The 25413-nt window shown below is 33.9% G+C and carries 22 protein-coding genes; 14 read left to right on the top strand and 8 right to left on the bottom strand.

Annotated elements, in window-relative coordinates; genetic code table 11:
- Position 1: 1 nt before the first annotated feature.
- The 4 genes from J5E45_RS04180 to J5E45_RS04165 all read left to right on the top strand — a co-directional run bounded on the left by J5E45_RS04180 (position 2) and on the right by J5E45_RS04165 (position 4441).
- Positions 2–1267 (top strand): YlbE family protein, encoded by a 1266-nt coding sequence (locus J5E45_RS04180; protein WP_039068477.1) that lies wholly within the window; start codon positions 2–4, stop codon positions 1265–1267.
- Positions 1264–2064 (top strand): oxamate carbamoyltransferase subunit AllH family protein, encoded by an 801-nt coding sequence (locus tag J5E45_RS14475; protein WP_208181648.1) that lies wholly within the window; start codon positions 1264–1266, stop codon positions 2062–2064. Before J5E45_RS04180 ends, J5E45_RS14475 begins: the two co-directional genes overlap by 4 nt.
- A complete protein-coding gene (gene arcC / locus J5E45_RS04170) occupies positions 2057–3016 on the top strand; it encodes a carbamate kinase (protein ID WP_039068480.1) in 960 nt (319 codons plus the stop codon). The genes J5E45_RS14475 and arcC overlap by 8 nt, the downstream gene beginning before the upstream one ends.
- A gap of 213 nt (positions 3017–3229) precedes the next feature.
- Complete coding sequence (locus tag J5E45_RS04165; protein ID WP_069792926.1) at positions 3230–4441, top strand: CynX/NimT family MFS transporter; 1212 nt, start codon at positions 3230–3232, stop codon at positions 4439–4441.
- 135 nt (positions 4442–4576) lie between these two features.
- Here the strand turns inward: J5E45_RS04165 and J5E45_RS04160 are convergent, their stop codons facing one another.
- Entirely contained in the window at positions 4577–5788 is a 1212-nt protein-coding gene (locus tag J5E45_RS04160; protein ID WP_069792925.1) for a pyridoxal-phosphate-dependent aminotransferase family protein, read from the bottom strand.
- Positions 5789–5954: 166 nt separating this feature from the next.
- Positions 5955–6692 (bottom strand): poly-gamma-glutamate hydrolase family protein, encoded by a 738-nt coding sequence (locus tag J5E45_RS04155; protein WP_052253440.1) that lies wholly within the window; start codon positions 6690–6692, stop codon positions 5955–5957.
- Between the two features lie 309 nt (positions 6693–7001).
- On the opposite strand from J5E45_RS04155, the gene J5E45_RS04150 reads away from it, so the two are divergent.
- Together J5E45_RS04150 and J5E45_RS04145 are read left to right on the top strand one after the other, a co-directional pair.
- Positions 7002–7535, top strand: a complete 534-nt coding sequence (locus tag J5E45_RS04150; protein ID WP_069792924.1) for a hypothetical protein — start codon at positions 7002–7004, stop codon at positions 7533–7535.
- A gap of 188 nt (positions 7536–7723) precedes the next feature.
- Positions 7724–8461 (top strand): alpha/beta hydrolase, encoded by a 738-nt coding sequence (locus J5E45_RS04145; protein WP_069792923.1) that lies wholly within the window; start codon positions 7724–7726, stop codon positions 8459–8461.
- A 96-nt stretch (positions 8462–8557) separates the two neighbouring features.
- Here the strand turns inward: J5E45_RS04145 and J5E45_RS04140 are convergent, their stop codons facing one another.
- From J5E45_RS04140 to J5E45_RS04130, 3 genes are all read right to left on the bottom strand, one after another.
- Positions 8558–8905 carry a MerR family transcriptional regulator gene (locus J5E45_RS04140; RefSeq protein WP_039068487.1) on the bottom strand — a complete coding sequence of 116 codons (348 nt, stop codon included), beginning with the start codon at positions 8903–8905 and terminating at the stop codon, positions 8558–8560.
- Between the two features lie 198 nt (positions 8906–9103).
- Positions 9104–9424, bottom strand: a complete 321-nt coding sequence (locus J5E45_RS04135) for a hypothetical protein (RefSeq protein ID WP_101050888.1) — start codon at positions 9422–9424, stop codon at positions 9104–9106.
- Positions 9425–9454: 30 nt separating this feature from the next.
- Positions 9455–10213 carry an SDR family oxidoreductase gene (locus J5E45_RS04130; protein ID WP_069792921.1) on the bottom strand — a complete coding sequence of 253 codons (759 nt, stop codon included), beginning with the start codon at positions 10211–10213 and terminating at the stop codon, positions 9455–9457.
- Between the two features lie 189 nt (positions 10214–10402).
- Here J5E45_RS04130 and J5E45_RS04125 point away from each other — a divergent pair, with 189 nt between their 5' ends.
- The 3 genes from J5E45_RS04125 to J5E45_RS04115 all read left to right on the top strand — a co-directional run bounded on the left by J5E45_RS04125 (position 10403) and on the right by J5E45_RS04115 (position 13984).
- Positions 10403–11383, top strand: a complete 981-nt coding sequence (locus tag J5E45_RS04125) for a ketoacyl-ACP synthase III (protein ID WP_039068490.1) — start codon at positions 10403–10405, stop codon at positions 11381–11383.
- 176 nt (positions 11384–11559) lie between these two features.
- A complete protein-coding gene (locus tag J5E45_RS04120; RefSeq protein WP_208181647.1) occupies positions 11560–12261 on the top strand; it encodes a class I SAM-dependent methyltransferase in 702 nt (233 codons plus the stop codon).
- Between the two features lie 190 nt (positions 12262–12451).
- The gene (locus J5E45_RS04115) at positions 12452–13984 is read left to right on the top strand and encodes a flotillin family protein (protein WP_069792919.1); all 1533 of its coding nucleotides are present in this window, start codon (positions 12452–12454) and stop codon (positions 13982–13984) included.
- 110 nt (positions 13985–14094) lie between these two features.
- On the opposite strand, the gene J5E45_RS04110 is transcribed toward J5E45_RS04115, so the two are convergent.
- A complete protein-coding gene (locus tag J5E45_RS04110; RefSeq protein WP_069792918.1) occupies positions 14095–14466 on the bottom strand; it encodes an iron chaperone in 372 nt (123 codons plus the stop codon).
- A 241-nt stretch (positions 14467–14707) separates the two neighbouring features.
- Positions 14708–16009, bottom strand: coding sequence for a branched-chain amino acid transport system II carrier protein (gene brnQ / locus J5E45_RS04105; RefSeq protein ID WP_039068494.1), 1302 nt, complete (start codon positions 16007–16009; stop codon positions 14708–14710).
- A gap of 301 nt (positions 16010–16310) precedes the next feature.
- Between brnQ and J5E45_RS04100 the strand changes: the two genes are divergently transcribed.
- From J5E45_RS04100 to J5E45_RS04090, 3 genes are all read left to right on the top strand, one after another.
- Entirely contained in the window at positions 16311–17639 is a 1329-nt protein-coding gene (locus J5E45_RS04100) for a sodium-dependent transporter (protein WP_119585737.1), read from the top strand.
- Positions 17640–17992: 353 nt separating this feature from the next.
- Entirely contained in the window at positions 17993–20245 is a 2253-nt protein-coding gene (gene lip, locus J5E45_RS04095; RefSeq protein ID WP_208181645.1) for a YSIRK-targeted triacylglycerol lipase, read from the top strand.
- A gap of 254 nt (positions 20246–20499) precedes the next feature.
- Positions 20500–21051 carry a GNAT family N-acetyltransferase gene (locus J5E45_RS04090; protein ID WP_039068500.1) on the top strand — a complete coding sequence of 184 codons (552 nt, stop codon included), beginning with the start codon at positions 20500–20502 and terminating at the stop codon, positions 21049–21051.
- A gap of 376 nt (positions 21052–21427) precedes the next feature.
- On the opposite strand, the gene ilvD is transcribed toward J5E45_RS04090, so the two are convergent.
- Positions 21428–23128, bottom strand: a complete 1701-nt coding sequence (gene ilvD, locus J5E45_RS04085; RefSeq protein ID WP_039068502.1) for a dihydroxy-acid dehydratase — start codon at positions 23126–23128, stop codon at positions 21428–21430.
- Positions 23129–23455: 327 nt separating this feature from the next.
- Here ilvD and J5E45_RS04080 point away from each other — a divergent pair, with 327 nt between their 5' ends.
- Together J5E45_RS04080 and J5E45_RS04075 are read left to right on the top strand one after the other, a co-directional pair.
- A complete protein-coding gene (locus J5E45_RS04080) occupies positions 23456–24241 on the top strand; it encodes an arylamine N-acetyltransferase family protein (RefSeq protein WP_208181641.1) in 786 nt (261 codons plus the stop codon).
- A gap of 153 nt (positions 24242–24394) precedes the next feature.
- Positions 24395–25381: a LysM peptidoglycan-binding domain-containing protein gene (locus J5E45_RS04075; RefSeq protein WP_208181640.1), complete on the top strand. Its 987-nt coding sequence runs from the start codon at positions 24395–24397 to the stop codon at positions 25379–25381.
- The last annotated feature ends 32 nt before the right edge of the window (positions 25382–25413 follow it).

Here is a 25413-nt window from a genome sequence, read left to right as displayed (position 1 = left end):
CATGGGTTACAAAACAATAGATGAAGCAAACCAAGCGGTTATAGATAAAATGATTGCTGCAGCACCGTTTTTAGTAGATGTAGTGCCAGCGAAATCAAAAATTCCTGAATTAACAGAGCACGTACTGTTACACGCGGGACCACCGATTAAATATGAAAATATGACAGATCCTATGCAAGGGTCATGTGTAGGCGCTATCTTGTTTGAAGGATGGGCGAACAATGAAAAAGATGCACGGGCGTTATTAGAAAACGATAAAATCACCTTTATTCCGTGCCATCATGTTAAAGCTGTTGGACCAATGGGTGGCATCACATCAGCAAATATGCCGGTCTTAGTTGTAGAAAATAGAGAAACTGGTAATGAAGCTTACTGTCAAATGAATGAAGGTATTGGTGCAGTCCTACGCTTTGGCGCTTATAACGAAACAGTAGTAAATCGCTTGCACTGGATGAAAGATGTTTTGGGTCCTGTACTTAGTAAAGCTTTAAAACAAATGAAAGATGGTTTGAATGTCAATGTGCTTATTGCGAAAGCCATTGCAATGGGGGATGAATTCCACCAACGTAATATAGCCGCTTCATTAGCATTTCTAAAAGAGGTAACACCAATTATCGCTGCGTTAGATGATGTAGAACAAGAAAAACGTACGGAAGTGCTTCAATTCTTAGCTGATACAGACCAGTTCTTCTTAAATATTGCGATGGCAACAGGTAAAGCTATGATGGATGCTGCACGTACAATTGAACACGGTACAGTTGTGACTGCATTATGCCGTAACGGTGAAAATTTTGGTGTGCGCATTGCTGGTATGGGTGACGAATGGTTCACTGCACCAGTAAATACGCCTCAAGGTTTATATTTTACAGGTTATTCTGCAGACGATGCTAATACGGATATTGGTGACTCTGCTATTACTGAAACTATCGGTGTTGGTGGTATGGCAATGATTGCTGCACCTGCAGTAACAAGATTCGTAGGTACAGGTGGATTTGATGATGCTTTAGAAATCAGCAACGAAATGACTGAAATTTGTATCGGTGAAAATCCTAACTTTGCAATCCCTACATGGAATTTTAGAGGTGCATGTTTAGGCATAGATGCGCGTAAAGTAGTAGAAACAGGAATCACACCCGTAATTAATACAGGTATTGCACATAAAATTGCAGGTTACGGTCAAATTGGTGCTGGAACAGTACACCCGCCAATCGAATGTTTTGAAAAAGCAATTACGGCATATGCAGAAAAATTAGGCTTCAAAGCGTGATTTTCCATGTGCGTTCAATAGGGCCAATTGCCCAGGAAATACTCGGACAGCAACAAACGTTTTATGTGCATAGTATTTTTGAAAAAGGCTTCAACATTGTAAATGAAGATCAAAACCTTATTTTTATAGGTAGTGACGAAAATGGTACGTTTCCGTTTGGCGTTACTGTAGATCATCAAACTAAAAAACAACTGTTAGAAAACATTGCTGTGAATCAACCTATAAAAATAACTGCAAATGCAATGTTTATTACCGATAATTGTCAATTGGTTTGGCGTAATCAAGCGGTACATGCGAGTAAGGTTGAGCTAAATTCAAAGCCATTATTATGGTCAATGTTACACGAAAATATCACAGCATATGATTTCTCAGAGTATAACAAGGGGGATTTTTCTTGTTTGAAAATGCAGTCCATAATGGAGGCATTGAAACAAGAGGATAATAAGGCAGTTGAATCTTCATTGCGTTATTTGATTGGAAGAGGACAAGGTTTAACCCCTTCAGGCGACGATATATTAACAGGTATGCTATTTGTGCATTTCATGAAGCCTTTTATATGTGATGGGAATTTAGAGATTATACAGGAGCTTATTCAAGAACAGTTAACAACAATAGTTGCTAAAGCCTTTTTGGATAGCGCATTAAAAAGATTGTTTAGTTCGAAAATATTAGTGTTGCAACATCAACCAACGATGTATCACATGAATCAACTGTTAGAAGTAGGGTCATCATCTGGAAAAGATACATTGTATGGCATATTTATAGCAACAACTTTAAGGAGTGGAGCGTATGAGTAAACGTGTAGTATTAGCTTTAGGCGGCAATGCAATTCTTCAACCAAAGCAAGAAGCGTCATACGAAAATCAATATAATAATGTGTATTCAGCTACACGAAAAATGGCTGAATTAAAAGCGCAAGGACACAATATTGTGGTTACGCATGGTAATGGGCCTCAAGTAGGGAATATTATTGCACAAAATGAAGCGGCTAAAGACCTTGTCGAGCCTTTACCAATTAATGCTTGTAATGCGGAATCACAAGGTTTTATAGGATATATGATGGAAGAATCATTAAAAAATCATTTGAAATCTTTAAATATCGACAGTAATGTAGTAACGTTATTGACAATGGTAGAAGTAGATAAAGATGACCCTGCATTCAATAATCCAACTAAACCTATTGGTGTATTCTTTGATGAAATAGAAGCACAACGTTTAGAAGAAACACATGGTTTTGTAATGGTAGAAGACGCAGGTAGAGGATACCGTCGTGTCGTTCCTTCACCAGAACCATTAGTTATTCATGGTGTAGATCAAATCAAGTCACTTATTGACCAAGCAGTCGTTATTTCTTCGGGTGGTGGTGGTATTCCGGTCTATAAAGACGACAATGGTAATATCCAAGGTGTAGAAGCAGTGATTGATAAAGACCGCTCAGGTTTAAAATTAGCAGAACAAGTTGATGCTGATACATTTGTAATGTTAACTGACGTTTCAAACGTATGTGTTAACTTTGGAAAACCAAACGAAGAAAAACTAAAAACGATCTCTGTTGAACAAGCGAAGCAATATGTTGCTGAAGGACAATTCCCAGCTGGTAGTATGTTACCTAAGATAGAAGCAGCAATTCAGTTTGCTGAAATGGGTAAAGAGGCGATTATTTGTTCATTAGATGATGCGATAGATGCTTTAGCAGGTAAAGCTGGCACACGTATTTTATTGGAGCCATCAACAGAAGTAGTAAATTAATCGTAAAAGTAATAAGAACAAAGTGATACTGCTTTGATTGAAATGCATAATAAACATTATAAAACACTGATTGTTAATTGTGTTTGTATTACAATTTTTAATTAGTCAGTCGTTTTGTGGGGCGGGAATGGAAATCTAAATTGAAATATTAGATTACTGTCCCGCTTCATCATTATAAATATAAAAATAGAGAATTAAGAAAGGTGGTATAAGATGACTGACCCATATCGCATCAATAAAGTTAATAATAATTGGGGCGTGATATTTGCAATTGTTTTTATTGCTTCAACATTACGTGCGCCATTAACGTCGGTCGGTCCTGTAGTTGATGAAATTAAACAAGTTATGGAAATTAATAACAGTGTTGCAGGCATTTTGACTACGATACCGCTGATTATTTTTGCAATTGTTTCGCCATTCGTTTCAAAAGTAACTGCTCGATTAACCATGTCTCGTACAATATTGTATTCTACGATGCTACTCATTGTTGCACTATATTTACGTATTGCAGGAGATTTCACTTTGTTCTTAATTGGCACACTCATTCTTGGGGTTGCTATTGCATTCGGCAATGTGGTGTTACCAAGTTATGTTAAATGGTATTTCCCGATGCAAATTGGTCTAGCTACTGGTATTTATAGTGGAACAATGAATTTTACTGCAGGCTTAGGCGGTGGTTTAAGCTTTCCATTGTCAGAAATAACGCCATTAGGTTTTAGGTTGTCATTATCATTTTGGATTCTTTTTGCTATTATTGCAATCATACTGTGGATACCTAAAGCACGAAAAGGTGTACAATTAGAGAAGGCAACGGCGATAGCGGACCAACAAGATAGACCCAAAAAGGTAGCTATCACGAAATCTAAACTGGCATGGATGGTTGCGTTGACGATGGGATTTCAATCAATGGTATTTTATACCGTAGTGGCTTGGGTACCATCAATTCTTGTGGATAGAGGATTGGATCCTTCTACGGCAGGATATTTATTAATGCTCAACCAATTTTCACAAGTGCCAATGACCTTTACCTTCCCAATCATCGCTTCTAAATTGAAAGACCAACGTATATTAGTCGTGATTATTACAGCGCTATTCTTGGTAGGATTCAGTTTATTCTTTACACAATCATTAGTGCTACTGATTATTGGTATTATCATTGCAGGATTAGCGATGGGTGCTTGTTTCAGTTTATGTATGACTTTCTTCTCAATTCGAGCACGTACAAGTGATGGCAGTATTTCATTATCTGGTTTTGGTCAATCTGTTGGCTATTTAATTGCTGCTATTGGGCCATTCTTGATTGGTTATCTTCATGATGCTACGGAAAGTTGGGATTCAGGCATTATTGCTTTGATTGTGATGTCAGCATTATTCTTTATTTTTGGTTATCCAGCTGCTAAAAATAGAGTTGTAGAAGATCACTAATAATTATTGTTGATATGATATTTATGTAAAACTATTTTCTACTGTCAATTTAATTCATATTAGTAGGTAATTACAACACATAAAAGGAGAGGCCTAGACATTGATTAATGTCTAGGTCTCTCCTTTTGGTTTTCTTTATGCGTAATAAGCTAATAGTGTATCGATAGCTTTTTCTGGATTTAAATTTTGTACGCCTTGATGAGCTAGGTAAAGTGAAAATATAGATAAGAATGTTAAGATGTTTTGCTTTTCAATAGCATAACCCATGATACCGATTCTCCAAATTTTACCTTGTAGTTCACCGAACGATCCTGCGATCTCAATGCCGTAATTTTTTAATAAGCCTTCTCTAAATTTACTATCGTCCGCACCATCCGGAATATTAACACAGATGACCATTTTCATTTCATTTGTTTCATCACCAAATATTTCTAAACCTAAAGCTTTCAATGCTTGTTTCAAGCCTTCTTGGTGATATGCATGACGTGCAGCACGCGCTTCAATGCCCTCAGTCAATGCTATTTTTAGACCAGTATATAGCGCGTAAATCGACGTCGTTGATTCTGTGTGATGGTTTAATCGCTTAGGACTCCAATAATCTTGTAATTGTGTTAAATCGAGATAATTACTACGTATAAAGTGGTCTTGTTCTGTACTTTCGTTTGAACGGATGCCAAGTTCTACGCGTTTACGTTTATTGATTTCTTCACTAAATCTGTCGTTAAATGTAATTGGTGTAATGCCTGAAGGTATGGATAAACATTTTTGCGCACCACCGATGACAGCATCTAGTTCCCACTCATCTACTGGAATAACCATGCCTTGATATGTAGCGACTGCATCAACTACTGAATAAATGCCGCGTTCTTTACAAGCGTGACCTAGTTGATCAATCGGTTGTAAGCGACCAGTAGAAGTCTCACCATGTACAATAGCAAGTACTTTTGGTTTTACAGTATCTAAAGCTTCAATGATTTCGGCTTGTTCAAAAACTTCACCCATTGGTTTTTGAATATTATGTACGATACCACCTGCACGTTTTACTAATTCAGTAAACAAGTAACCGAATCTACCAATGATTGGGACAAGTACGGTATCACCAGGTTTGACGATACTAGCGATAACAGCTTCTAAACCTGCACGGCTTGTTCCGTCGATAGGGAATGACCATTGGTTGTCTGTTAAAAAGGATTTTCTAATGAGTTCCATCGTTTTATTCATTATGTCTACAAATTCATAATCGAATTGACCTAAAATTGAATTAGACATTGCTTGAGAGACACGAGGATCTACACTTACGGGGCCAGGGGTCATAATTAATCTTTTGTTTACTTTCAAATCATCCATATTATTAACCTCATTTTCTATAAATTATGTCAGTATATACTATACTCTAATAAAAAACAGAGTTAATCGTCAAAAATGATGAAAAATAATTTATTATTTGTGAGAATATTACAAAAATTAAGTGTTTATGAACGACTTTTTTGATAAGGAACCATATTTGATGAAGTTAGTTATTTTCTTCAATTGCTTGGTGAATGGCCTGAGCAAATGCATACATTGTAATACTCCAATTTGCTTCATTAGAGCGAGAATTCATGGATAAATTCTGATTATTAAAAAAAGACTGCCTTAGTGCGTAAGTTAGTTCTAATTGAACACCAGCGCCTTTAGCATTTTTATTGGCTATATTTTGACTAGATGTACCTTCTAAGTGAGAGGGTGATTCTAAAACATTGAAACCCTTTGCAAGTAATGCATTTTCTATAGATGTTTTAAGTTGCTCATCTCTACCACCAATATAAACCGCCGGTTCACTACCACTCGCCCCATGTATCATAACCGAATTTGAAACTTCTTGTTGCATGTCTTCGACGACAGGTTCATCAAAGTTTGTTGACGTGACGTGCAGTTCGGCATTATTTAATGTGCGGATACCTTGAAATGAATAATAGTTATAGTTACCCAAGGTAGCAGTTAGTGTTGATAATTCTGTCGTACCAGCTTCAATATTGCCACCATGTATTGCGGCAATTAACGTATTACTTTGATTATTACGATATGATAGTTGCCAATCTGTGCCTGTTTCAGTATCATCCATAAGTTCTGACATAGAACTATATAAATCAGCGGCATAAACGTTTGAGGAAGGTAGAATAGTGACGAAAGTGATGGTTGCAAACAAGCATAGTGATATCGCCCGTATACGTTTAAAATAGGATACGGTAATTGCTTTTAAAAAGTACATAATAAACTCCTATAAGTGTTAAAAATATTTTATAAATATAATATTATCATATATTTTGTTAAAGAATAGAAATTTATATAATTTTATTTAAAAGTTAAGTTGCAGAGTTTTCAAAAGCGTTGTACAATGAATTTTCATGCCTTAGGGCATGTTAATTAAGAGGCAGGTCTGTAACATGTCCTTTGGCATGTATACAGACTCCTCTTAGTTGACGGGCTACTTTTATAAGTAGCTCGTTTTTTTGTAATTCAATATATGTTACAATATTTATCCTGCCTCTCAATAAAAAAATGTGGAGGAGTTAAAATAATGATAAATATTATATCAGCAGTAGGTTCTTTAGGAACTTTTATTATGGCACTGTTTTACTTTATTTCAGTAAGTGTGCAGCTTTATCAAATGAAAATCAGCTTTTTACCAGCACTTGGTTTTAATCAAATTTTGATTACACGTGATACGAATCAATTACAATTGAAAAACGTTGGTATTGATAGTCATTCAGAGCAGGATTATTTAAAGCTATATAACCTTGGTGGCGGCGCTGCGAAGAATATAAAAATTGAAATTTATATAGGCGAACAAGACGTGTTACAGACAAAATACGTCAACATCTTACCTAGTAAAGAAGGATATTTATTGCCAATAAATAAAGATGTGTTTTCTGAAATTGAAAGTACTATCCAAAATAATGGCTATGAATCTGATTTGAACGTTAAGTTGTCATACCAACATAATGTTAGTAGAAAAACACAAGAGTTATATTTAAACGGCAAAATAGATAGCTTTAATGCGTATAATGATAAAGCAATCTATGAATTGCAATTTTTTAATATGTCTCAATAACATTAAACTAAGAGAAGTGTGTAAATATTTAAATATAAACTCCCTTTAATATAACGACATGGCGATATGTGGTATTAAAGGGAGTTTATGTTTTAGCGAGGAATATTAATATATAAACGGATAATTTTGAGTAAAGGATAATTTTCAATTACAATACAATAGGAAACTAAAACTTGGAGTGACAATAGATGATAAACATAAAAGCACCAAATCCGATATTTTTAGAGCATCATGAAGCAGAAAAAGCTATATTATTACTACACTCATTTACAGGCACAGTTCGCGATGTAAAGTTGTTGGCGTCAAAACTGAACAAAGCTGGTTTCACATGTTATGTGCCGCCATATAAAGGTCATGGGCTTACGCTAGAGACATTGATAGACTATGATGTAGATGACTGGTTAGATGACGCGATAGAGGGCTATCAATTTTTACAAGATAAAGGTTATTCGCAAATAAATGTCTGTGGTGTGTCTTTAGGTGGCATATTGTCATTGAAACTGGCAGAACAGTGTGATATTAATGCTGTAGCTATTATGTCAACGCCATACAGAAAAAGTGATGCGGGACTCTCTGGTAGACTTGAAGATTATGGTCAGCGTATAGGGCACTTATTAGGTCTAGGTCAAGCAGAAATTGATACGCAATTAAAACAAATTCCAAACTATGGTCCAGCACTCCAAAAATTTCAATTATTAGTTGAAAACGTCATGTCAAATTTAGATCGTGTCACTGCTCCGATCACTATTAAATATGGTGAACAAGATGACGCTTCATATAAGACGAGCGCCGACTATATCTATAACCAAATTCAACATGAACAAAAGGAAGTTCAAGGTTACAAAATGTGTAAGCATTTGATGACACATGGTGAAGGTCACCTTGAAGTTGAGCAAGATATTATTGCATTTTTTGAAGACTATTAAGAGCGCTATGTAACATTAAATAGAATGAAAATAATTGCATTTTAATATTTTGCGGAAGTCTAGCGCTATAAGTTATAGCTCCTTCTAACATTGAATTTATTCACTTTCTAACAATTTGAACTTTTCTTCTAGTGTTTGCAGACCTTCGTCAATAATCTTTTTTTGTTCTATTAAATTTTGCTGATGGTCTAAAAATATTTCTTTACGCTTTTGTTTGGTAGTACTCCCTTGATGATACAATTCAGCGATTTCCTTTAATTTTGAGACAGGCATATGTGTCTGTCTCATGCATTTTATAAATTCAATCCAATATAAGTCTTCTTCTGAAAAGTCTCTATAACCATTTTGATTTCTTGAAACAAAAGGGAAAAGCCCGGCCTTATCATAATAGCGAAGCGTATGTTCACTCATGTCTAATTGTTCAGCTGCTTTTTTAACTTGCATACTTTTACCTCCTAAAAGGAAAAGACAGGAAGGTCACACAACTTAAACGTTATGTTCATACCCCTGCCTTCTTAAAACACAAGGTTATAATATATCTGACGAGCATAAAACATATGAATTAAGAAATACTAAAAACTTGTGAAAATTCCATTTTGTAGTTTTTTATAGAATGATTGCATTTGAATTTAAATCTTTTTATTATTTAATAAGTGTTGCTAATAAATGTTCATAATTATTGTCAATTATGGCTTCAAAGCCAAATGTGGATGCTAAATCTTTTTGTAAGTCGTCCATTGTGTCGTAGCCTACTAACGTATAATCATTGATACATAAACCGATGCGTTTAATATCATTATGATACAACTGGTTTTGATGAGATAATTCTATGATTTCTTTGGCTAAAGCATTCACATAATTTTCATTAGGAATTGTAATGCGCTTGTCGTCGATAACACTTTCTTCTGAAATGATTTGTATTTCTGTTTCAGTATCTTTAAAGATTGCTACAAAGTAATACATAGTTTAATAACCTCCTAATTTTTAAATACATTAACGCGTAGTATAACCACCATTTGCAAATAATGTTTGTCCATTAATCCACCAACCGTCTGTGGTTAAAAAAGTAATAATGGGCGCAATGTCTTCAATATTTGTTAGTTGGTTATGAAGTGCTTGTGATTTGTGAAATGCGACCGCTTCTTCGCTCTCTTGAGGATAGAAGAAGGGTGTGTCCATTGGTCCAGGAGCAACAGCATTAACAGAAATGCCTCTGTCCATATATTCTTTAGATGCTGCACGTGTGTAATGTTCTACGGGCGATTTCCCCCCTGCATAAGTAGCGTAAAATCCTGTATAGGCGGCAAGTAAAGCAGTTGCCAGCGTGATAATTTTACCGTTGTCATTCATAGCTTTTTCAGCGTATTTTATAAAGAAATAAGCTGATTTTGCATTAATATCTGCCATGTTATCAAATTCTTCTTCGCTCGTATCAGCAATAGGTTTTTTCAGCACTTTTCCTACTGTGTTAATAGCAATATCGATTTTTCCAAAAGTATTTTGAGCGTGCTGGAATAAGGATTCAACATTACTCACTTGTGTTAAATCACCAGAAAATAATGTACCTTCACCGCCTAGTGATTCAACTTGTGCAAGAGTGTCTTGAGCTTCATCCAAAGATTGTTCATCGTGATGATGAATCACTAATTTGGCTCCTTGCTCAGCATAATTCTTACTTAATAAGCCACCAAGGTTTTTTGCACCGCCTGCAATTACTACAACTTTGTCATTTAAACTATTGAATTTTCCCATATTATAAAACCTCCTTTGAATATATTTCAACAATAAACCTTAGAGCGCAATATCAAGCAAGCTTTTTGATGATTTTTTTATTTAAATCTATAAATTTATAATTAAAATTATCATTTAAATTTGTTTGTGAAAATAGTAGCATGAATAATATGGAAATATATAATTATTATAGTCAAAGGGGATGATCATATGAATTCGTTTGCCAAAATTACTGCACAGGGTTCCTACGTTCCAGAACAAATAATGGATAATCATGATTTTGAAAATATAGTAGATACGTCAGATGAATGGATACAACAAAGAACTGGAATCGTAGAAAGAAGAATTACAAAAGAAGACGAGTATACAAGTGATATTAGTTATAAAGCAGTGTTGGATTTACAAGAGAAATATCAAGTCGATTTAAGTGATGTGGATATGATTGTTAATGCAACGTTGACAGCCGATTATAAAACGCCAAGTGTCGCTTCTTATGTACAAGCTAAGTTAGAGTTGGAAAATGCAGGTGCAATAGATATTAATGCGGCTTGTGCTGGTTTTACTTATGGTCTTAATATTGCAAATGGTCTCATAACTTCAGGTCAAAATAAGAAAGTTTTAGTTATAGGAGCAGAAACATTATCTAAGATTACAGACTATAAAGATCGTGGCACATGCATATTATTCGGAGATGGCGCGGGTGCATTTTTAGTAGAATATAGTGAAGATGAAACGAGTTTTGTAGCCAGTGATGCCGGCTCAGATGGTAAAAAAGGTCATAATTTATATTGTTCGGAATTATCTGAAGCAATGTTTGACGAAGCGTTAGAAAATCCAGGATTTATTGTCCAAAATGGCCGTGGTGTCTACAAATGGGCAGTAGGCAATGTACCGAGAATTATTGAGCAGACTTTGAATAAAGCCAATTACACGAAAGAAGATTTAGATTGGTTTGTACCACATAGTGCGAACGCTAGAATGATTGAATCTATATGTGATAAATCTGGTATAGCAAGAGATAAAGCATTAAAAAGTCTTGAATACTATGGCAATACGTCATCTGCTACAATTCCGTTGGCCATCGATCTAGCAGTCAAAGAGAATAAAATCAAAAAAGGTGATTTAGTTTTATTAGTTGGATTTGGCGGTGGATTAGCTTATGCATCTACGTTGATCAAATGGACGTTATAGGTGATGATACAAAATTAGTGTGAACGAGTATAGAATTGATTATATAGCCTATTAATAAAGAACAACTGCGAGCTTTGAAATATTACAAAATTGTAGCGCTTAATGGATTAGAAACTATATGTAAGCATGATTAAAAATTTCATTAGACTTATGTAATAATTACAAGGAATATATAAATGAGCGAAGAGGGAGAAAGTACGAAACTAGAGATTGATCGGATTATTTTTATTGGTCGTACGTATGAAGAGTACTTACATATGTTTAGATTACATTTAGCTGACTTGGAAGGCAAAAAAATATTAGATTGCCCTGCTGGTGCATGTTCATTTACAGCGATAGGTAGAAACAAGGGTTTGAATATAGAGGCATGCGATATTGCATATACTTTTAATGCTACAGAATTATACAATAAGGGGAAAGATGATTTAAAGCACGCTATGGAGAAGATGCAATCATCAAAATCAAATTATTGTTGGAGTTACTTTAAGAATATCAGCCACTTGAAGAGGTATAGAATGCAAGCATTAACAGATTGTATTTATGATATGGAACAATATCCTAAATCATATAAAGTAGCCTCATTGCCCAAGATACCATATAAAAATAATGAATTTGATATCTTATTATCTGCGCATTTTTTATTTATGTACGCTGATCACTTTGATTATAATTTTCATAAACAGACGATAAATGAAATGTTAAGGGTAACTAAAAAAGAAATACGTATTTTTCCAATTGTTAATTTAAAAGGTGAACGTTATGAGAAGCTAGACGATATAATAAAGTATTTGTCTGAGCTAGGTTGTAAAATAGAAGAAGTAAAAGTTGATTATGAATTCCAAACTAATGCAAATACTATGTTAAAGATTAAAATATGAGAAATGCCTTAAACTCACTTTTTGTTGTTTTGATATTAGTCTGCAATCAAATTAATATCAAAAGTTTTTGAATAGATTTAAAGATTATTCATTTTAAATATATACTTATTATTGTATTTATAATAAAGTGATATATGGAGTGTTTATTTAGAATTTATCAAAATATAAAACAAATTAGGAGACGAGTGACATGAATCTATTAGTACTAATCGGTATTGCTACTATCATAGGTCTGATACTATTTGGTGGTTTAGTTTGGTATCTTTATATGAAAGCAAGATTTAAAACGGTGCCATCCAACGAAGCTTTAATTATTACTGGACCAAATATTGGTAATCCAAAAACTGAATCTAATGTTTATCAAGATGATGAAGGCCGTCATATGAGAGTGGTCCGTGGTGGCGGTTATAGAATGAAAATGTTCCAATCATCAACACGTATATCATTGAAATCTTTCCAATTGGAAATTAAAACGCCGGTTGTGTGGACCAAAGCTGGTGTTGGCATAGAGGCTGAAGCAGTTGCTACAGTTAAAGTTGCAGATCAATTACAAGGTATTGTTAAATATGCTGAACAATTCTTAGGGAAATCAAAAGATGAAGTATCTGAAGAAATATCACAAGTGTTGAACACCAACTTACGAGCAATATTATCTAAAATGACAGTAGAGGAAATCAATTCAGATAGAGAGGCATTTAATAATAAAGTAACCGAAGTTGCTCAAGAACAACTTAACAATATGGGCTTTACTATTACGTCATTAGGGCTATCGGACATTAGCGATAACGAAGGCTACCTAGAGAATTTAGGGAAACCTGAAATTGCTAAAATTAAGAAAAAAGCTGACATTGCCGAAAGTGATGCGGCACGCGAAACTGAAATGAAAATTGCTGAGAATACTGAATTAACTGAGAAAGAAAAAATATCTCGTCAAATGAATGTTGCAGATTCACGTAGAGAGAAAGATTTAAAAGAACAAGCTATTTTAAGTGAAACAAATAAAGCTCAAGCCCAAGCTGAAGCTTCAGGGCAGTTAGAAAAAGAATCTAGAGCTTTAGAAATCAAAGAAAAACAATTAAACGTTCAACGTAGCGAAAAAGAAAATGAGTTACATTTGATACAGATGGAACGTGAGAATGATGTACATATTCAACGTCAAAAAGATGACGTGCGTCGTCAACAATCAGAAACAGATGCAACAATTAAGATAAAGCAAGCTGAAGCTGCTTATGAAGCACGACTTAAAGAAGGTAAAGCTGAAGCAGAAGTTATCAGAGAACAAGAGAAAGCCAAGGCTGACGGTTTAAGAGAAAGAGCGAATGCGCTTGCTGAGAATAAAGATGTTATGTTAGCTGAATTGATGATTAAAACAATGCCTGAGTTTGCTAGAGCGTTGGCTGAGCCATTATCTAATGTTGAAAATATTCGTATTTTAGATGGTGGAAATGGTGAAGGTGTCAATTCATTATCAAAAGGTATTATTGCCCAAATGGCTAACGCCGAAGAAGGTTTAAACCAAATGACCGGTTTTAATTTAACTAAGATGCTTGAAAATGTTTCAAATCAAAAGAAAACGTATGCTTTCGAACAAAATGAAGAAACAAATGATGATACGTCTTTAGAACAAAGAGAAAAGGGCAACGATGAAGTGTCTATTGAAGATACTCCAAATCAAATAAAAGATAATCGTAATGACGACAATAACCAAACAACAGAAAAATAAAAAATAACCTCAGTAAGCAAAAGTTATAAAACTTTTGTACTGAGGTAAATTAGAGATCCTACTTCATGAAGTTAGAGGGTCTCTTTTTTTAAATGTTGAAAATGTTTGGATTACGTTCGCCAAAACGTTGCACAATCAGTCTTATCATCGATATTGTATTGGATGATTTCTTTTAATAAGGCATAGTCAATATCTTGCTCCCATTTTATGCGAAATAAATTATTCGTCTGTGAGTAACCAGCGGCTTTTATTTTTTGAGTGAATTCAGCTAATGCCTTTGGTTCAGGTGCTACTGAGAAATGTGCTTTTGATTTACTAAACGCAATGATAAAAGTGCCGTGATCTGTGTACATTGGTTGGTTCCATTTTACTGTAGTTTCAAGGTTTGGAAATGTTTCTGAAATCCAATTGAAAATAGCTTCCATTTTCTCTTTGTGTGATGCATTATCAATAGACTCTAAAAAATCTTTGAATTCATTCATATTAAAACTCCATTCTTTTATTTATATGGAATATTGCTTTAATTAATTATTAGCTATCATAACAAATTCAATAGATATTATCCTCAGATATCATATTAAAAATAAGGAGTGAAGATATGAATTCAATAACATGATTTCATATCTTCACTCCCTTTAAATTCTATGTTAAAACACAAGTATTAAAAAAAGTCTAAAGACTATTACTTATGTCTCAGATATTAACAGTTAAAAGTTTTCAAGATTATGATGGCTTTACAGTATTTCTTTTTAAAAAATCAATAATTAAACCGACAATAACTAAAATGATAAATGGTAACAACCAACTTAATTGAATATCAGCTAACGGTAACTTTTGATATAACGCATTTAGCGATTTAAATAAGTTGAAATCATTTAGTATTTGTAGCACTGAGATAACGAGTGTCACAATAGTCGGTAAGATAAAAGCAAATCTCATTTCAAATGGAATGAAAATACTAACTAAAGAAATCAGTACCAATACAATCGATGTTGGATAAATAAATGTTAATAATGGAACAGCGATTTGTAAAATAAGTTCTAAACCTAGTGTTGAAACGATAAAACCAAGTAAAGAGAATACCAATACGAACTTTTTATAAGATATTTTAGGTAATTTTTTCATAGCAAATGCAGCACAGGCATTGACTAAGCCAATACATGTAGTTAAACATGCTAGGATAACAATAATACCGAATAATAAATTACCAATAGATCCAAACACACGTAAAGAATTAAACGTTAAAATATCTGTACCATCTTTGAATCCAGGATGACTTGTTGTAGCTCCGACATAAGCAAGTGCAAAATAAATAACGAGCAGTAAAGCTGCTGATATTAAACCTGCTTTAATCACGTGCTTGACGAGTGTTTTTTGATTATCAACGCCATTTAATTTAAACATTTGGACGATAACTACGGAAAACGCAAGGGCGGCTACTAAATCCATCGTAAAGTATCCTTGTAGAATACCTGACACTAGTGGGGTTTGAGCATATTCACCACTTGCTTGCCCAATTGAACCTTCAGGGTTAATTATTACCAATATACATAAAAGCGCGATAATAATTATTAAAATTGGCGTTAAGTATTTACCTAAATTATCTATAATGCGGCTTGGATATAAAGCGATAATATAAACAATAAGGAAAAATATTAATGAAAACACAATCAAAGTGAATTGATTATGTACGGGTAATATATGATTGGTTCCAATTTCATAGGCAACGTTAGCAGCACGAGGAATACCGTATAATGCACCGATTGATAAATAAATACAGATTGCAAAGACCGTACCGAATACCGGATGGACTCTGTTACCGATGCTTTCTACGCCACCATTCATATAGGCAACTACAATAACTGTTAAGTAAGGTAGTAATATACCAGTAATAGCAAATCCAGTCATTGAAACCCACATATTTTCTTGAGCTGTGTAACCCAACATAGGTGGAAATATTAAATTTCCGGCGCCAAAGAAAAATGAGAATAACATTAGACCAGAAATTAGGATAAGTTTATTCATTTTTATATACCTCAATTTCAAGGAGATTATCTTGCACAAAACACATGCTACTTTAACATAAATAATCAGTTTATTCAATGAAATGTCAGATAATTTTTAATATTTAAAGTATTGCAAGTAGGAAAAGTCATGAAATATTCAAAAGTTTTTAATTTGCTTAATGACTGTAATGGCAAGTTTGTAGCTTTAGTAGTCGAAAAAACATATTGAGTCAAATATGGAAAAATGGTATAGTAGATGCTATGTCACACAAACGCTTTAACGCAATAAAGTTTTGTAAAATATAAAGGATGTAGAATTTATGAATAAACAATCACAGTGGAAATCCTCGACAGGGTTTATTTTAGCAAGTGCTGGTTCCGCGATAGGGCTAGGTGCCATGTGGAAGTTCCCGTATATGGCTGGGATATACGGCGGTGGCGCATTTTTATTAATGTTTTTAGTATTTACCATTTTCGTTGGATTGCCATTACTTATGATGGAATTTACAGTCGGAAAAATGGGTAAAACATACACGACTAAAATTTATGAAAAATTAACTAAAAAGAAATGGCTAAATATTATTGGATGGAATGGTAACTTAGCTGTATTTATATTATTTGGCTTTTACAGTGTTATAGGTGGTTGGATTATTATCTATATCTTGAATGTAGCTTTCCAAATAGTGACTTTTAGCGATAATACATTAGGAAGTATAAAGTTTGAGTCAATTATAGGAAATCCATGGTTAACGATAACGGGACAAGGTATTTTTATTCTATTAACAATGATTATTGTAATGATGGGTGTAGAAAAAGGGTTAGAAAAAGCTTCTAAATTTATGATGCCACTATTATTTATTTTTCTAATTATCATCGTAATTAAATCACTTTCGTTAGAAGGTTCGATTGAAGGTTTAAAATATATATTACAACCTAGATTAAAAGATATTTCTATGGAAGGTGTATTATTTGCGCTAGGGCAGTCATTTTTCACGTTATCTTTAGGAACGACAGGAATGATTACCTATGCGAGCTATGCTTCAAAAGAGATGACAATTAAGACATCTGCTGTTTCAATTGTAGGAATGAATATTTTGGTATCTATTTTAGCAGGCTTAGCGATATTCCCTGCTATTGCAGCTTTTGGATATAATCCTACTGAGGGACCTGGATTATTATTTAAAGTGTTACCGCAAGTATTTGATCAAATGGCCTATGGACAAGGGTTTTATTTTATCTTTTTAATTCTATTTTTATTTGCTGCACTGACATCATCGATTTCATTACTTGAGTTAAATGTTTCAAACTTTACTAAAAATGATAATTCAAAACGTAAAGCTATAGCAATTTATGCAAGTATTTTAGTATTTATCATTAGTATACCGGCCACTTTGTCATTTAGTAGCCTAAGTGGCATTCAATTTGGTGCTGGAACAATATTTGATAATATGGACTTTTTAGTATCAAATATTTTAATGCCATTAGGCGCATTAGGAACGACGCTTGTAGTTGGTCAATTATTAGATAAAAATGACTTAAAAACACATTTTGGAACAGATAGATTTAAATTATTTATGCCATGGTACTACTTAATTAAATTTATTTTACCAGTAGTTATTGTGTTGATATTCGTAGCTCAATTTATATAACTATGGAAAATCCTCGCTGCTTAACGCTCCGGGGATTTTTTATTGTGCATCATTTAATTGTAATCAGTTATTGACTAAAAATACTTTATTTAGTAAAATCTAATTAAATTATTTATTGAAAGTTTTTGTTGTTAATTATCGAGATGTTTTAACAATTGATTGGAAATTCTTTTGATAAATAAAATTTTTCTCAAACAATGTAAGCGCTTTCTTTCGGAAGGAGTGAGTGGTATGAAAGCATTGATAGGTAAATTTTTTGAACTAATACCGCGTTTTATTATTAATTTTTTCATCTAGTTTGTCCTTTGTAAATGAGATGTGTTTTAAAATCATAAAAATTAGAGGTGTTGGATATGGAGAAGAAACGAAATAAATATAGTATACGTAAATTTGCTGTCGGCGCTTCTTCCATTTTAATTGGTTCATTATTATTTTTGAATATAGGAACTGTACAAGCTGCTGAAGAAAATAAGCAAAATGAAGCGGGCACACAAGTAGAAAGTAGTGGGAATCATTTGGGAGATGATGAACATCAAAATTTAGTGAATGACAACACAAATACACCGGTTAATGATGATAAGACACAAATGAATGATGAAAAAGACAATCAAGCAACTCATACTAGCTTACATAAAGATCAACAAAACGCTGAAAATAAAGTTAACGATTCAAAAGGCAAAGTGAAAGAACAAGAAAAGACAGAAGTAGATCCAGAATTTAATGCGAAAGACAAAGTGAAAGAACAGGAAAAGACAGAAGTAGATCCAGAACTTAACGCAATAGACAAAGTGAAAGAACAAGAAAAGACAGAAGTAGATCTAGAATTTAATGCGAAAGACAAAGTGAACGAACAAGAAGAGTCAAAAATAGACCCAGAATTTAATGCAAAAGACAAAGCGAAAGAACAAGAAAAGACAGAAGTAGATCCAGAATTTAATGCGAAAGACAAAGCGAAAGAACAGGAAAAGACAGAAGTAGATCCAGAATTTAATGCAAAAGACAAAGCGAAAGAGCAAGAAGAGTCAAAAATAGACCCAGAATTTAATGCAGAAGACAAATCGAAAGAACAGGAAAAGACAGAAGTAGATCCAGAATTTAATGCAAAAGACAAAGTGAAAGAACAAGAAGAGGTAGAAATAGACCCAGAATTTAATGCAGAAGATAAATTAAAGCAACAAGAAAATCATGTGAATTATAAAGACGCTAAACAAAACAAAGTAGTAGAAAACAATCAGACGCCATTAAATGAACCTGTTAAAAATGATGAAAATAAAAATGAGAGAACATCCTTAGATAAATTACCAAATCAAACTGTGGACCATGATTCAGAACAAGATAATAAGGATAATCCTGACAAAGCATTAAATACATTGAAAGAAAATGCGGTAGCAACGCCGAAGAACCAAACGCAACAAAATGTAGAAAAAACGAATGAACAACCTAATAAAGCTGCAAAACAAGGACAGTATAAAAACCAAGACCCAATCATTTTAGTTCATGGTTTCAATGGTTTTACTGATGATATTAACCCATCAGTATTAGCACATTATTGGGGTGGAGATAAATTAAATATTCGTCAAGATTTAGAAAGTAATGGTTATGAAACATACGAAGCGAGTATTGGTGCATTAAGTAGTAACTATGATCGTGCTGTAGAGCTTTATTACTATATCAAGGGCGGTACAGTAGATTATGGTGCAGCCCATGCCGAAAAATACGGTCACGAACGTTATGGTAAAACATATGAAGGTGTATATAAAGATTGGCAACCAGGTAAAAAAGTGCACTTAGTAGCTCATAGTATGGGCGGTCAAACAGTAAGGCAACTTGAGGAATTATTACGTAATGGTAACCCAGCAGAAATAGAATATCAAAAAGAACATGGCGGTAACATTTCTCCACTCTTCCAGGGAAAGCACGATAACATGGTGAATTCAATTACTACTATAGGTACGCCGCATAATGGTACACATGCTGCAGATGCATTAGGTAATGAGGCTCTTGTTAGACAATTAGCTTTTGATTATGCAAAATTCAAAGGTAATAAAAACTCAAAAGTAGACTTTGGATTTGGCCAATGGGGGCTTAAACAAAGAGAAGGAGAAACATATGCTCAGTATGTACAGCGTGTTCAAAATAGCGGGTTATGGAAAACAAAGGATAATGGTTTTTATGATTTGACTAGAGAAGGCGCCGCTAAATTAAATAAAAACACATCGTTAAATCCTAACATTATCTACAAAACTTATACTGGAGAATCAACAAGACCTACTTTGCTTGGAAATCAAAAATCAGATATTAATATGTTTCTACCATTTACTATAACAGGTAATGTAATTGGTAAAGCTGCAGAAAAAGAGTGGCGTGAAAATGACGGATTAGTATCTACTATTTCATCACAACATCCATTTAATCAAGCTTTTACGGAAGCTACAAATGAAGTAAAAAAAGGTATATGGCAAGTGACTCCAATTAAACACGGTTGGGATCATGTTGATTTTGTTGGACAAGATTCTACTGATTCCAATCATCCTACTGAAGAGTTGCAACAGTTTTGGCATAATTTAGCAGCAGATTTAGTTCGTAACGAGCAATTTGATGCTTAAACAAAAATTGAATTTTAATAAGGGAGGTAATGTCATGACTGGAGATTTATTTGATTTATTAGGATCATTATTCCGTGTGATTAAAACATTGTTTTTCTAAAAATAAATTTAACAAAGTAATGATAATGTCTATAAGCAGGGGAGCAAGGCACTGAAATCAATTGGTAATTATTGATTTATGTCTAGCTCCTTTTTGCGTTTTAATTATAGGTCATATTAAAGTATACTAATTCATAATAGTTAGGAGTGATATAGTGATAAAATTTTCAAAGGGAACTTTAGAGTCGCTTAATGAAAAGATTATGAATGATTTATACTATTGGAAATATGAAGAAATTGAACAAAACGCTAAAAAGTGGAATGGTCCTTATATCAAGGAACCGCAAATAGATAAATCGTCATTTATTAACGAGCTAGAGAAAAACCGCTATATCTATTCAAATGTAGAAAGCACTTTAGCAATTATGATGAATGGCAATTTCATAGGTACTGTCGGTTCATATTGGATAGATAAAAATACTAATTGGTTAGAAATAGGTATTGTTATTTACAATAGTGATTATTGGGAAAGTAGTATTGGGACAGAAGTATTTCAACTATGGATTGATTATTTATTTAAGAAAGATTTTGTTCATAGGTTAGGAATCTCGACATGGTCAGGTAATAAAAGAATGATTAAGCTTGCTCAAAAAGTTGGTATGCAAGAAGAAGCTAGAATTAGACAAGCAAGAAGTGTTAATGGGCAATATTTTGACGCTGTTAAAATGGGTATATTAAAACTTGAATGGCGTGGTGTAGGAGAATAAATGCAGCATACATTATAAAAAATAAAATAAAACGAGATCGAGACATTGACTGCCTCGATCTCTCAAATAATTTCTAGAAATTATTTACCTGTGAATAAACCAACGATTTTTTTGATGATATCAATGATAAAGCTCATGTAACTCACCTCGCTTTGTTTTGTTAAGTTTAATATAATACAATTGCGTTCAATTTTGTTTGATATTCCCTAAGTTGTGAAAAATCATTCGCCAACGGCTAAAAATAAAATAAATAAACAATTGCGCATTCTAAAGTGTCTTTTTGTGAATAAATGCACATTATATAGAAAAAAGTCTTATTACAATGTATTAGAAAACACTTTGTAATAAGACCTTTTTGCTTATATTATAATGGTATTTAGTCTGTTATTGCGCCTTTTGACGCTGAAGAAACAAGTTTAGCATACTTAGCGAGTGTGCCTCTAGTCGCTTTTAGAGGTGGAACTTCCCAATTTTGATAGCGACGTTCAAGTTCTTCCTCTGAAACATCGAAACTAATTTCAAGTTTTTCTGCATCAATGGTAATTGTATCATTTTCTTCTAAGAGTGCCATTGGTCCACCAACTTGAGATTCAGGTGCAGCGTGACCAATCACTAGGCCGTGAGAACCTCCAGAAAATCTTCCATCTGTAAGTAATGCTACAGATTCGCCCAGTCCTTTTCCTACAAGGATAGAGGATGCAGATAGCATTTCGGGCATACCCGGCGCGCCTTTAGGCCCTGCATAGCGAATAACTACTACATCGCCAGGTTTGATTTCGTCATTTAGGATGGCTTTAGTTGCTTTCGTTTCTGAATCGAAAACGCGTGCAGGTCCTTTGATATAAGTGACACTAAGCCCAGAAATTTTTGCTACAGCGCCTTCAGGAGCCAAGTTACCTTTCAAGATAACAAGTGGACCAGTTGCATGTTTAGGTTCTTCGAAATTTATGATTTCCTTATTATCAGTTAGGTCTGGTTGTTCAGCTAAATTTTCAGCTACTGTATGACCAGTTACGGTTAAGCAATCACCATGAATTAACCCTTTGTCATGTAGTAATTTCATAACAGCAGGGATGCCACCCACTTCGTCAAGGTGTGCCATCACATACTTACCACTTGGTCTAAGATCAGCAATATGAGGTACACGTTTACGAATTTTCTCAAAATCATCTAGTGTCAAATCTACCTCGATTGTATGTGCGATAGCAAGCAAGTGTAAAATAGCATTTGTTGAACCACCTAATGCCATTACAACAGTAATTGCGTTTTCGAAGGCTTCTTTAGTCATTATGTCTTTTGGATAAATGCCTTTTTCAAGTAATTTATAAACAGCTTTTCCTGCTGCTCTACTATCTTTAGATTTATTTGTAGAAACCGCAGGATGAGAAGCACTCCCTGGTAAACTCATACCCATCGCTTCAATTGCTGATGACATCGTGTTAGCGGTAAACATACCACCACATGCCCCAGCACCAGGACACGCAGAACATTCTACTTTATGTAATGCCTCTTTATCAATTTCTCCATTATTATATTGTCCAACGCCTTCGAATGCAGATACGGCATCTAAATCTTTGCCATCTAATTTTCCGGGTAAAATAGTTCCGCCATAAACGAATACAGCAGGTAAATTCAAGCGAGCAATTCCAATCATACAACCAGGCATGTTCTTATCACAGCCACCTATAGCTACAACCCCATCAAGGTTTTCGGCGCTAACAACTGTTTCTATGGAATCAGCAATAATTTCACGGCTAGGTAATGAAAAACGCATACCATCTGTCCCCATAGAGATACCGTCTGAAACTGTAATGGTATTAAAAATTAACGGCGAAGCACCTGCTTCACTAATGCCTTGTTTTGTTGCGCGTGCTAGACCATCAATATGCATGTTACATGGAGTAACTTCGCTCCAAGTACTGGCAACTCCAATCATTGGTTTTTGAAAATCTTCATCTTCAAATCCGAGTGCACGTAAATAAGCACGGTTTGGTGTTCTACTGACCCCTTCACTAATTACTTTACTACGTATACGTAAGTCTTGTGGATTCGTTTGTTGTTCTTGTTCTTTAGCCAAGTGATGACCTCCTAGATATATTTTTTTATAATTTTAGAAAAATCAGAATTTTTAATAGTTAGTCATACGTCTATAATGAAAAACTTTAAGAACGTATAAAGTTGTGTTGATTTCTGATGTTATTTAAAAAGTATCGAAAGTATACATTATCTGTATATCCGAATAATGTCAAACTTATCATGCCCTATACATTTTGTCATCCCTGTATTTATTATTGCAAAAAATCAGGAATTAATCGATTTTTTAAAATCTAAAAATTGTTTTCAGTAATGTTATTGGATTAAAATGTATGTGTATTACAGGATAGTGTGGACGGAGGGAATTAAAATGACAGATTTCAGTCAATTAGAAAATTATTTAGAAGTTGAAACAGAAAAATATAATCAAAATGATTTATTATCATTAAACCATTATATTCATCAATATGTTTCGCATGTTCCTTTTGAAAATATAAATGTTCAAAATAAGCAACCTATTGCATTAAATGATGAGGCTATGCTCCACAAAATTATTCAAGAACATAGGGGAGGTTTTTGTTATGAACAAAATCGTCTTTTCAAAAACTATTTGGTTGGAAAAGGTTTTGACGTCGAGTTGATATCCGCGACGATTAATACGGGAGATGGATGGGCAATGATAGGGTCTCACATGGCGCTCAAGGTAACGATAAATCAACAAAATTATTTAGTAGATGTTGGGTACGCGGATGTACCTAAAGAGGCTATGCCTTTATCTGATCCTCAAGAAGTCATCAGTGATATAAATGGTTATTTCAAAGCTTCTTATATAGATACGCAAACCATTGAGATGTGTAAGTATAAGGATGGTGGATGGCAAATTCAATATCGAGCGATGGATGTACCTAAAACTATTTCAGACTTTGAAGCGGGTATTACCTATAACCAACACAATCCTAGTTCTATATTTGTGAAAAAATTAATAGTAAGTAAAGCGACTGATACTGGCCGTATAACATTGTCTAATTCCCATCTAACTATTACAGAGCACGGTGAAAAAGTGAAGAAAACTGTGACAAGTGATAATTATTTGGCGATATTAGATGATTATTTTGGTATTGATAATATAAATATATTAACCTTTGAACGTTCCTAAATAAGTTGTATATTACAATTTTTATATTTTATGTTCTTGTTTGTAATCATAATGTCATCTAAATAATATATTAATGTACATTTTTACATTGTATAATAAAAGAGTGAGTATAGACACGAAGTGTAATAGAGATATATTAGGAGGTTTACATAAGTGCGTAAAAAAATTATTGCGACTGTAATAGGCACAAGTGCCATAGCAGCAGTTTCGTCAACAAACGCAGATGCCGCTACAACTTATAAAGTTAAGAGTGGTGACTCATTATGGTCAATAGCGAATAAATTTAATGTTTCAGTGGACAAATTGAAGTCATTGAATAATTTGACTTCAAATGTTATTTTTCCAAATCAATCATTGAAGGTGTCAGGAACATCAAGCTCCAATACAACTTCAAACACATCAACTGGGACGACATACACGGTTAAATCAGGAGACACACTATCAGGTATAGCTGCGGGATATGGAACGACATACCAAAAAATCATGAGTTTAAATGGTTTGTCGAATTTTAATATTTACCCTGGTCAAAAATTGAAAGTATCAGGTACGACATCTACTGGTAGTTCGAATACTTCAGGAAATACAAGTAGTGGAAGTACAACAACATATACAGTTAAAAGTGGTGATTCATTATCAGCAATAGCTGCGAGATATGGAACGACATACCAAAAAATCATGAGCTTAAACGGTTTGTCGAATTTTAATATTTATCCTGGTCAAAAATTGAAAGTATCAGGTACGGCATCTACTGGCAGTTCTGGTTCAACGGGTTCTACAGGATCATCAGGCTACAAGTCACCTATATTTAATCATTCTAACTTATATGATTGGGGCCAATGTACTTGGCATGTATTTAATAAACGTGCACAAATCGGTAAAGGTATCAGTACTTATTGGTGGAATGCCAATAATTGGGACACTGGTGCTGCAGCTGATGGTTATACTATTGATTATAATGCAACAGTAGGTTCTATTTTACAGTCTGATTTAGGGTATTATGGTCACGTTGCTTTTGTAGAATCAGTAAATTCGAACGGTAGCATCACTGTATCTGAAATGAATTATTCTGCTGCACCTGGTACTGTTACGTATAGAACAATTCCAGCGTCACAAGTTAAATCATATAAATATATTCACTAAATAAATATAGTAAAAGCTCGTACTACAGTTAT

Origin of the sequence: Staphylococcus shinii (assembly GCF_017583065.1) — a bacterium.
Lineage (GTDB): Bacteria > Bacillota > Bacilli > Staphylococcales > Staphylococcaceae > Staphylococcus > Staphylococcus shinii.
The sequence above is the reverse complement of the archived record's forward strand: the minus strand, read 5'-3'. Positions and strand labels throughout refer to the sequence as shown.